The sequence below is a fragment of the Petrotoga halophila DSM 16923 genome, from assembly GCF_002924615.1.
In genome coordinates this window covers 1-10,314 of sequence record NZ_JALY01000186.1, presented here as the reverse complement: position 1 = coordinate 10,314, position 10,314 = coordinate 1, and the positions used below count along the sequence as shown (strand labels likewise).

Genomic DNA, 10,314 nt, shown 5'->3' with positions numbered 1-10,314 from the left:
GTCGAAAAAAGAGGTAAATTTTCTTATGTATCAAATGCGGGTAAAAATAGGGTGGTTTTACATTTTGAAATTCCTTTGGCTGATTTGATCTTCGATTTTTTCGATAAGATGAAGGCTATTAGTAAAGGTTACGCCTCTATGGATTACGAAATAACTGGATACAAAGAGTCTAATTTAGTGAAATTAGAAATTTTAATAAATAGAGAGAAGGTTGATGCCTTATCTTACGTAGTTCATGAGAGCCAGAGTTATACACTTGCAAGGAAATTAGTGGATAAATTAAAAGATTTAATCCCCAGACATCAGTTCGAGATACCTATCCAAGCATATTGTAAGGGTAAGATAATAGCGAGATCCACTATTAAAGCCTTAAGAAAAGATGTCCTTCAAAAGTGTTATGGTGGAGATGTGACGAGAAAGATGAAATTGCTAGAAAAGCAAAAAGAGGGTAAAAAAAGAATGAGAGAGATTGGTAAGGTTAATATTCCTCAAGAGGCATTCTTGGCTTTGTTGAAGGTCAATGAAGATGAAGAATAAATTTGGAGGTGTCAAAGTTGGCAGGAAATTTAAAAGAGAGTAAAAGTAAGGGTAGAAATATCTACAGAATAATCTTATGGATTGGCGGATTGGCTTCTTTATTTGTGTTTTCCTTGGTTATTAACCAACCATGGCTTCTTTTCGTTATAACCATTGTAGCTCTTTTGAGTAAAGAGTGGCTGTTGGCGTTTATAATTACTGGAATAAGAGGAACAGGTATTTTTGGAGTCATGGGAGAGGTTGAAATGTTGTGGATTACATTATGTATATTTTTTATATTCATTTGGGGTCTTTTCAGATTCTTCTTTGATACTGATAGATTTTTGAGAAAAAAGGTAAGAAGTTTACACACGAATCAGGAAAAAGAAAAGGTGTAGAGTTTCTACACCTTTTTAAGTTGTTTTTTATAGTCAACTTTGTTTGATGTTGTATTTTCTTTTTATCCTTTTGATCTCGTCTCGGTACCTTGCTGCTTCTTCGTATTTTAATTCGGATGCTGCTTCGTACATTTTTTCTTCAAGCATAGCTAAGTAATCATCTGGAGAGAGGTTTTCCTCTACGGCGAATATATAATCTTCTTCTTTTACCTCGTTATCTTTGAATGGGGCAAACATATCTTCTGGTAATTTTTTAATGATACTTCTTGGAGTGATGTTGTTTTCCCTATTGAAATGAATCTGTATTTCTCTTCTTCTATTTGTTTCGTCGATAGCGGTTTTCATAGCCTCCGTTATTCTGTCGGCATATAGTAATACCTTCCCTTCGACGTTTCTTGCGGCCCTACCAATCGTTTGAATCAATGTTGTTTCAGATCTTAAAAATCCTTCTCTATCTGCATCCATTATGGCAACCAGAGAAACTTCAGGTAAATCTAATCCTTCTCTTAGTAAGTTTACACCAACAACCACTTCAATTTCGCCGTTTCTTAACTTTTTTACTACCTCTGATCTCTCAATTGTGTCGAGTTCAGAGTGTAGATACAGTGATTTAATTCCCATTAGGTTTAAATGATCTGAGAGAATTTCTGCATCTTTCTTTGTTAAAACCACCGCTAGAGCCCTTTCTCCTCTTTCTACAACATGTTTTACTTCGGAAATGAAGTCGTCCACTTGCCCTTCTGTTGACTTTACTTCAACCTTTGGATCCACAAGTCCTGTAGGTCTGATGATTTGTTCAACAATTTGGTCTGATACTTCCATTTCGAAGGGACCTGGAGTAGCTGATACAAAGATAATTTGATTGGTTCTTTCTAAAAATTCTTCGAATCTCAAAGGTCTGTTATCTAAGGCAGATGGTAGCCTAAACCCGTATTCAACCAGGTTTTTCTTCCTTGCGTAATCTCCTCTGAACATTGCCCTTAACTGTGGTACGGCTATATGGGATTCGTCGATAAAGGTAATAAAATCCTCGTCGAAGTAATTTAAAAGAGTCCACGGAGGGTCTCCAGGATTTCTTCCATCGAAATACCTTGAATAATTTTCTATACCTTTGCAGTATCCTAGTGTTTGAAGAAATTCCATATCTTGTCTTACCCTTTGCTCTATTCGTTGAGCCTCCAAAAGTTTGCCTTCCCTTTTAAAATATTCTATTTGGGTTTGCAGATCGGCATTTATTCTTTCAATAGCTGAAAAGATTTTTTCATCACTAGTTACGAATTCTTTCGCTGGATAAATAGTAATTTTATCAAATTCTTCTATTATGGTTCTGTTGAATACGTCCAGTGCTTCGATCTTTTCGACTTCGTTATCAAAAAAAGTTACCCTTATTCCAAAATCTTCGTAGGGAGGGAATATTTCTAAAACATCACCTTTCCATCTGAACGTTCCACCGAGATAATCTTTTTCTTGCCTTGTGTATTGCATTTTACCTAGTTTAATAAGTATCTCTCTTCTAGAATACTCTTCGTTCACTCGCAGATAAAGATTTATGTTGGAAAAGTCATCAGGGTTTCCCGACGCATAGATAGCTGAAACACTTGAAACTACAATTACGTCTCTCCTTGTTAAAACTGATTTTAACGTCGAAAGCCTCATTTTGACTAAAATATCGTTTATGTCAGCATTTTTTTCTATGTATATGTCTCGAGAAGGGATATAGGCTTCTGGTTGATAGTAATCGTAGTAACTTATAAAAAATTCTACTTTATTTTCAGGAAAAAACTCTTTGAATTCGTTGTACAGCTGAACGGCTAAGATTTTATTCGGAGAGAGAACTAAAGTTGGTCGATTCACGTTTGCAATAATATTAGCCATTGTATAGGTTTTGCCAGATCCAGTAACGCCCAGTAAAGTTTGAAATCTATAATTTTCATTGATCCCAGAAGAGAGCTCTTCTATTGCTTTTGGTTGATCTCCTTGAGGTTCGTATTCTGAACGAAGCTTAAACACAATAAACACACCTCCATTCAACCTCTGCTTTAGATTCTAATAGATTTAGAATCTAAAGGTAAATCCTGCGCTTATTTTAAAATTATTTGTCGTTTCTATATTTCCTACTTCTTCTATGGGGAATAAGAAATTGTATCCTGCCTCCATGTATAATCCAAAGGTTTCGTTCATATAATAACTATAATCGATAACTGGTGTGAGTTTAAAGTAAACAGCCGACGAATCATCCGAAGCTGTAACACTTTTCACCCCTGCTAAGATTCCCAACAAAAGAGTTACATCTGTTTCTGATATATAGTTAAGATAGCCAACTTTGAAATCAAAATCTCCATCAAATGTGTTTTCATCGAACAAGAACACAAAAGAAAATCCAGTATATAAATGTTCATAATTATCGAATCCTGCTTCGAACCCTACACCGTTCTTTTTAAATCCTTCGTTCACGTAATATATTCTTGTGATGGTTCTTATTGGAGAAAGAGTTGGATTTTCTAATACGTAAACATTTTCATCTTGGTAGTTGAAATTTTTTGGGACTTCAAGTATCTTCAACAAACTGTTGTTATCCCAGACTTCTTCGGCTATTAATTTCCCATCGTGAAGGTCATAGAACTCCCCATTTAATTCTTTAGTGATTACAAATTCAAACATCATACCTTCTCTTATTCCAACATTTCTGCCAGCATCTATATGAACATATTTATTTTCTAAAGTGATAATATTGGCTTTTATTTTAAAAAGTTTGTTCAACTCTGTAGCGACAGAAGATGCAAGATTATTGGCAGCATATTTTCTTGAATAGTATAACGCTTCAAAATCGCTTGTACTAGCATTTATATATGAGGTGCCACTTGAAGTAAGAAGTTTGGAATAGATATTTTCTCCTGTTGAAATTTTGACGACGCTGACCTTCGCTAGTATGCGATACTCCCACCATATTAATTCTTCGGTTTTTTCTAAGTCAGGGAAGCTTTCAAGTATTTGAATATGGACTAAAAAATCAGCATCTAGTTTTTTCTTCAGGTAATCTTCGTTTTCAATCATTTCTCTAAGATTTTCTAATAACAGATCATCTTTTGTTAATACCTTATATTTTCCTTGTTTTTCAAGATCGTTTTTTAAATATTGTTCCAACAAGGAACCGATACTGGAATCACCTTCCGTGTAAATCAAAAAACTTCTTCTTAGATCGATAACTTCGCTCGATTGAGAAAAAAGTTGCAATAAAAAGATAGAAACAAAAATAGTTAAGATGAAAATCTTTTTCAATTTTAATCATCCTCTCAATTTTAAATAGATGAAATTTTTTCAGCTAATTCCTTTTTCCCTGTTTTTATAGCACATTTATACAATTGCATCTTTTCATTAAATATTATACCAGCTTCCCAAAGAGTTTTTTCATCCAGCAAAACAAAATCATCAAAATTGCCTTTAAAAGCTTCTTCACCATTTTTTAACAACAGTACGTTAGGTTTCAAACTGGCGAATTCATCTATCCAGTGAGTTGATATTATTATGGTCTTTCCTAAGTTGCGAAGTTCTTTTATAAGGTTGAATATAGAAGTTTTTGTCAGGTAATCCAATCCAACAGTGGGTTCGTCAAAGATTATATAATCAGGGTTGTAGGAGAGAACAGAGATAATCGCTACCTTTCTCATTTCTCCTCCTGAGAGTTCGAATGGATTTTTTTCAAGGTACGATTCCGGTAATTTAACTAGCTCTAAATAGTACTTTAGTAAATCATCACTTAGTTGAACCCCAAAATTTTTTGGTGCAAACATTATTTCTTCTTTTACGGTAGGAAGAAAAAATTGGGATTCTGGGTATTGAAAAACTATGCCAATTTTCTTTCTTATATCTTTGATGTTGACCTTTTTGTCTTTTGTGGATAATCCCTCAACTAACACTCTTCCTTGTTGAGGTATGAGTAAGCCGTTCATTAAACTCATCAACGTAGTTTTCCCGGATCCTGTATGTCCAACGAATAACCACAAATCACCTTTCTTAATTTCCACATTTATATTTGCTAGGGCTGTCTTTTGAAAAGGTGTATTCAATGCGTAAGTAAAACTTACATTTTCAAGTATTATCGACATATTTCATCAACCAACTTTTTTAAATCGGTGTGGAATTGTCTATTTATTTTTTCATTGAAAGGTAGCTCAGATTGGATAACGTTATTCTTGTAAAATTGATCCTTGTCTCCTTCATAAACAATCTCTCCATCGTTAAGGGCGATGATTTTGTCTACATGTTCAAGGTCAGAAGAATGATGAGAGGCAATTATAATCGTTTCTCCTATTTCTCTGAGATTGCGTATAACTTTGTAAATTTCATTTCGACCTTTTGGATCTAGCATTGAAGTAGGTTCATCCATGAGTATAATTTCAGGATCCATAGCAAGTATGGATGCTGTTGCAAGTCTTTGTTTCTGCCCTCCAGATAATGCATTGGGGTCTGCGTGGTTCAACCCTTCTAACCCTACCGTTGAAAGGGCCCACTCGATTCTTTCTAGCATTTTTTCTCTTGGGACCCCTATGTTTTCTAACCCAAAAGCCACGTCCTCTTCGACGGTGACCCCTATAATTTGATTTTCAGGGTTTTGAAAAATATAACCTACCTTTATTCTATTATGTTCATCTAATTTTTGATCTTTGATAATTACTTCTCCCTCTTGAGGGGATAAAATACCACATAGAAGCTTTAGAAGCGTAGATTTTCCACTTCCATTACTCCCAACTAAACCGATAAACTCACCTTTTTTGACGTCTAAATTGATATTTGTTAGTACTTTTTTTTCATAATAACTGAAAGAAAGATTTTTGCATCCAAAAAACATCTTAGCCCCTCTTTATCGAAAGATAAACTCTAAAACCTCCAGATTTTTCTAACTCTTTTACGTTGCCAAAAATTTGTTTCATGTAGTTTTCTAAGCCTTTTCCACCTTTATTGTGGTAAGCAACTAAATATATCTTGCCATTCTCATTCAAATGGTAATAGGATTCTTCGATTAGTTCATGTAATACATCCTTACCTGCAACTATTGGAGGGTTGGTGACAATAACATCGAAGTAGTTACCTTCCCATGGTTTGAATAGATTTCCTTGTTTGATCACAGCGTTCACGTTATTGTTTTTGGCGTTTATTTTAGAAAAATCAACTGCTCTGTTATTTATGTCACTCATATACAGATCAATGTCAGGAAATTCTTTTTTTAAGGCTATACCTATTGCCCCGTATCCGCATCCCATGTCTAAAACTTTTTCATTTGTTAGTTCTACTTTTTCAATCAATAAAATACTTGCCCTGTCTATCCTTTTCTTTCCATATACTCCGGATGGGGCTTTAAATAGATACTTATGCCCATTTCTTAATTTTAAAACCAACTCTTTTACCGTTAGTTCTGACGTTGGGTTTTCACTGTAGTAATGCTCAAAAGAAGGTGTTTTTTTAATTTTTTTTTCTTTAGCAGGGTTCAGATCATTATTAACTTTTCTGATTACTTCATCAACTTTCATGAAAGCGATATCTTCAGGACCGTATATTTGAACATCTTCATATTCGTTATTATTTTTCTTTTTTTGAGTCAATTTATTCGTACCTCCAAAATTATTAAAGATGGCTGGGTTTCCCTGCTGCACATAGAAATCTCCGCTTATGGCTGCTCCCTTCCGGGCCTGACCAGTTTCACGGGTTCCTATTGCGCAGGACCCAGCCTCCTGTAATGGTGCTTTCATATTATATCATTTCATTGTTGAAAAATCAATTAATCTTGTTAAAAGCTATGTTAATCTTAAAAATCATCGGGATTTGCCCCAAATCTTTTACTCTGATCTAAATTGTCTATTATCCTCATTTCTTCTTCTGTTAGTTCGAAGTCGAAAATATCGGCATTTTCTTTTATTCTTTCCTTGTGTACAGATTTGGGAATAGTTACCACGCCATGTTGCAGGTCCCATCTTAATACTATTTGTGCGGGAGTTTTTTTATACTTATTTGCTATATCAACTAACTGGGGTATATTTAGAACTCTTCCTCTCATTAAAGGACTCCAAGCTTCAAGCTGTATTTTGTTTCTTTGACAATAATCTAAAAGATCTCTTTGCAATAAGTATGGATGAAATTCTACTTGATTCACCATAGGGGTAATTTCACAGTTGTTTATTATATCTTGGAGATGATGAATTAAAAAATTACTCACACCAATAGCCCTTACTCTACCTTCCTTATATAACTTTTCAAGGGCTTTCCAGGTTTCTATATATTTTCCACTTACAGGCCAGTGAATTAAATATAAATCTAAATAATCTGTTCCCAATCTTTTTAATGAATTCTCAAAAGAGTTTAAAGTGCTTTCGAAACCTTGATTCGTATTCCATACTTTGGAGGTTATAAAAATTTCATCTCTCGGTATTTTACTCTGTCTGATTGCTTTACCTATCTCTTCTTCGTTTTCGTACATTTCTGCGGTATCTATCAACCTGTATCCTATACTTAAAGCGTACTTTACACCCTCTATCAATTCATCTCCATGAGCTTTGTATGTCCCATAGCCCAACCAAGGGATTTTCACTTTGTTGGCTAATTCCGCTTTATCATAGATGCTTGTAATTCGCATAGATCAACCCCCTTGTTTTTATGATTTATCTTGATTTTGTTTTTTTTCATTCAACTTCAAATAACAATCTCTACATACAGCGATATATTTTTCAAATCCACCAACATCTATTTCTCCACCATTTTCCACAATTTTGTAAGATATTGTTGCCTTGTACTCTCCACATTCATGGCAAACAGCTTTCTTTTTAATCACAGTGTCTGCATGAGCCATTAAAAGGGAGGTAACTTTGAATGGATTATTTTTATAACTCAAATCCAGGCCTGCACAATAAACATCCTTACCAGAATTGATCATCTCCACAACAACTTCTCTAAGAGGCTCGTCTAAAAACTGGATTTCATCAATAAAAACCGCCTTTTCGTCTCCATCAAGTTGGGGCAAAATTTCAGCGGAATTATTAATGGGGATGGCTTTAACGGATGTATTAGAGTGGGATACAATAAAAGTTTCGTTGTATCTGTTATCTAACAAAGGTTTAAAGACTTTTATCTTCTTTTTCCCGAGGGTGTAGATTTCAATGAAAGAAATTAATTCGGAAGTTTTGCCAGAATACATAGGTCCAACAATTACTACTAAATTACCTGTTGCCATATTAAAGTTTCACATCCCTTTTTTCATTAGTTTTAATCAAATTTTTCTGATAATAGTTGATCAATTTCATCTAAAGACTCTTTCCACAATGTTTCTATTCCAAAATCATTCAGAATTTCTAAGGAAGGGGTTCTAAATATAAAATAGTCCTTGTAATTGAATCTTCCTATGGAAACAACGTAGAGCACATACGAAGCAATCGCCTTGATGGGATACCATTTGTATAAGAAGAAAAAGTTTTTCAAAAAAACATCATACAAACTTTTAATATTTACATCTGCTACCTCGTAATAGTCGTAAAGAACTTCATCAAAGATCCTCATAAACCTTGCTGGTAATTTATTAGGGAAAAAATGCTTGTCTAACCTGAAAACAGTGGTGTTCCACTCTTTTTTCAATAAAGCTGCATCGATCAAAGTTTCTATTTTAGTATGTGATTTGCCAGTGTTTCTTTCTATAATATGTATTCGTGGATGTATTTTCATATCAAGATAAGAATGTAAGTATAAACCTAAGGCATACTCTGGGCTTTCCTTTTGAATCTCTTTTATAAACCTTGTTAAATCAACATTATGCAACGTTTCACCAATAATGTGATATTTAGGATCAGAAATATCGTAATAAAAAATATCTGGACCCATCAGTCCAAGATTAAACATTTTCACATTTTTCAAACTGTTTGGAAAAATCTTATGACCGAAGATAATGTGTGTTAAATATCCTGGCATCCCTTAACTCCTTCATATGCTTTTTCTTTTTTATTTTATCATATTTTTATAAATTACTAATATAAAATTTCTAATCAATTAGTACCTTTTTATACACCCTTGAAAAATTTTCTCCCAAGATCTTTTTTATGTCTTCTTCACCATATCCCCTTTGCAGTAATCTCTCAACGAGTAATACAATATTTGAATGGTTATCTAAAACTTGAAAAGATGGAGATGGATTAAGTTTGTTAACAAACTGGGGGTTAAACTTTTTTAAATGCTCACAGAAATCAAATCCTAAACCTACATACTCAATACCTACTAAATTTACAATGTGATCTATATGTTTAACCAAATCATCAACATTAGCTTTTTCTGGATCTTTCGCGACAATTTTGTTAAAGGCGTTTATTCCTATTACACCGTCGGTATCTGCTATCGCTTTTATCTGTGAATCAGAGAGGTTTCTTTCTAAGTTTACTATCTTTCTACAATCAGAATGGGAAGCTATTATAGGTCCTTTTGTAAGCTCAATAACTTGCCAAAATCCTTTGTCGTTCAAATGACTGACATCTATTATCATACCTAAACTTTGAGCCTTTTTTACTAAATCTATTCCAAAATCAGACAAACCGTTCGAATTTTTCGTTGGGTCTGGCGGTAAAAACTTACTTCCATCCCCCGCGTAGTTCCTTCTACTCCAAGTCAGTCCAACAAATCTTACACCTAAACGGTAAAAGATATCGAGTAAATCTAAATCGTTGTATAAGGGTTCAACACCTTCAAAAGATAAAAATATTCCGATTTTATTATTTTCTTTTGCTTTAATTATATCTTCGTATGATTTACATAACATTAAATAATCGCTTGATTCTTCTAATTCCTGGTAAAATGAGCTGATTTGGTCTAAAGCCTCTCTTAACGAGATTTCAGGGGTTAAAAAGCTTTCGATAAACAAAGAGGAAACTACGACATTTAATCCTCCTTTGCGAAAATTGTCGAGATGATCGGTTTCTATCACTTTATGAATTCCAAATTTCCTTTGATTTGCTACATCCATAAGTAAATCGAAGTGTGCATCGATTACAAGACTTTCTTCTAAGATTTTATGAGCTTGTTCTTTGAAATTAGTCAAAATATTTCCTCCTCAATCTTTTTTATTTTTTGGCCTTAGGAACTCTAAAACATTGTATATAGCGCCCCTTCGCCCCGCTGCCCGCCCATAAAGAAAACCCCTGATTTTTTTGACTCGCAATCCACCCTGAAGGTTATCAGGTTTGGTTCTATCACGAAAATAGTGGGTAATTAAGCTGGAGTTAAATTAAGTTTACCAAGGGCAATAAAGATAGTGATTTTTAAATTCTTTAATGTTTTAAAACCAAAAGCCCTTTTAGTAAATCCTCTAAGTTTAGAGTTCATACCTTCTATTTTACCGTTAGAGATATTCGTTTTTATGTGCAACAAGATA

Annotated in this window: 11 protein-coding genes, 1 other RNA gene and 1 pseudogene; 2 read left to right on the top strand and 11 right to left on the bottom strand. The window is 33.9% G+C overall.

All coding sequences use genetic code 11. The features are described 5' to 3' along the window. Together AA81_RS09500 and AA81_RS09495 are read left to right on the top strand one after the other, a co-directional pair. A pseudogene (locus AA81_RS09500) lies at positions 1-537 on the top strand (elongation factor 4); the annotation flags it as partial. 17 nt (positions 538-554) lie between these two features. Beyond that, positions 555-914: a hypothetical protein gene (locus tag AA81_RS09495; protein ID WP_103078666.1), complete on the top strand. Its 360-nt coding sequence runs from the start codon at positions 555-557 to the stop codon at positions 912-914. Positions 915-947: 33 nt separating this feature from the next. Here the strand turns inward: AA81_RS09495 and uvrB are convergent, their stop codons facing one another. The 11 genes from uvrB to AA81_RS14890 form a co-directional block, all read right to left on the bottom strand. Further along, positions 948-2,924, bottom strand: coding sequence for an excinuclease ABC subunit UvrB (gene uvrB, locus AA81_RS09490; protein WP_103078665.1), 1,977 nt, complete (start codon positions 2,922-2,924; stop codon positions 948-950). 45 nt (positions 2,925-2,969) lie between these two features. Next, on the bottom strand, positions 2,970-4,193 hold the full coding sequence (locus AA81_RS09485) for a DUF2715 domain-containing protein (protein ID WP_103078664.1): 1,224 nt from the start codon (positions 4,191-4,193) through the stop codon (positions 2,970-2,972). A gap of 20 nt (positions 4,194-4,213) precedes the next feature. Next, positions 4,214-5,020 (bottom strand): ATP-binding cassette domain-containing protein, encoded by an 807-nt coding sequence (locus tag AA81_RS09480; RefSeq protein ID WP_103078663.1) that lies wholly within the window; start codon positions 5,018-5,020, stop codon positions 4,214-4,216. Further along, entirely contained in the window at positions 5,011-5,763 is a 753-nt protein-coding gene (locus tag AA81_RS09475; RefSeq protein WP_103078662.1) for an energy-coupling factor ABC transporter ATP-binding protein, read from the bottom strand. The genes AA81_RS09480 and AA81_RS09475 overlap by 10 nt, the downstream gene beginning before the upstream one ends. A 1-nt stretch (position 5,764) precedes the next feature. Further along, the gene (locus tag AA81_RS09470; RefSeq protein ID WP_103078730.1) at positions 5,765-6,442 is read right to left on the bottom strand and encodes a methyltransferase; all 678 of its coding nucleotides are present in this window, start codon (positions 6,440-6,442) and stop codon (positions 5,765-5,767) included. A 99-nt stretch (positions 6,443-6,541) separates the two neighbouring features. Further along, positions 6,542-6,641, bottom strand: an RNA gene (gene ffs, locus AA81_RS09465) — signal recognition particle sRNA small type. Positions 6,642-6,717: 76 nt separating this feature from the next. Next, entirely contained in the window at positions 6,718-7,536 is an 819-nt protein-coding gene (locus tag AA81_RS09460; protein ID WP_103078729.1) for an aldo/keto reductase, read from the bottom strand. A gap of 24 nt (positions 7,537-7,560) precedes the next feature. After that, entirely contained in the window at positions 7,561-8,136 is a 576-nt protein-coding gene (locus AA81_RS09455; protein WP_103078661.1) for a thymidine kinase, read from the bottom strand. 32 nt (positions 8,137-8,168) lie between these two features. After that, positions 8,169-8,864 (bottom strand): hypothetical protein, encoded by a 696-nt coding sequence (locus AA81_RS09450; protein ID WP_103078660.1) that lies wholly within the window; start codon positions 8,862-8,864, stop codon positions 8,169-8,171. 70 nt (positions 8,865-8,934) lie between these two features. After that, positions 8,935-9,981, bottom strand: a complete 1,047-nt coding sequence (locus tag AA81_RS09445) for a dipeptidase (RefSeq protein ID WP_103898888.1) — start codon at positions 9,979-9,981, stop codon at positions 8,935-8,937. Positions 9,982-10,151: 170 nt separating this feature from the next. Further along, positions 10,152-10,307, bottom strand: a complete 156-nt coding sequence (locus AA81_RS14890; protein ID WP_169926373.1) for a transposase — start codon at positions 10,305-10,307, stop codon at positions 10,152-10,154. Between the last annotated feature and the right edge of the window lie 7 nt (positions 10,308-10,314).

Coding starts and splice junctions, on each gene's coding strand:
- AA81_RS09470 (WP_103078730.1), bottom strand. CDS start 6,442: ATGAAAGTTGATGAAGTAATCAGAAAAGTTAATAATGATCTGAACCCT.
- AA81_RS09475 (WP_103078662.1), bottom strand. CDS start 5,763: ATGTTTTTTGGATGCAAAAATCTTTCTTTCAGTTATTATGAAAAAAAA.
- AA81_RS09450 (WP_103078660.1), bottom strand. CDS start 8,864: ATGCCAGGATATTTAACACACATTATCTTCGGTCATAAGATTTTTCCA.
- AA81_RS09480 (WP_103078663.1), bottom strand. CDS start 5,020: ATGTCGATAATACTTGAAAATGTAAGTTTTACTTACGCATTGAATACA.
- AA81_RS09455 (WP_103078661.1), bottom strand. CDS start 8,136: ATGGCAACAGGTAATTTAGTAGTAATTGTTGGACCTATGTATTCTGGC.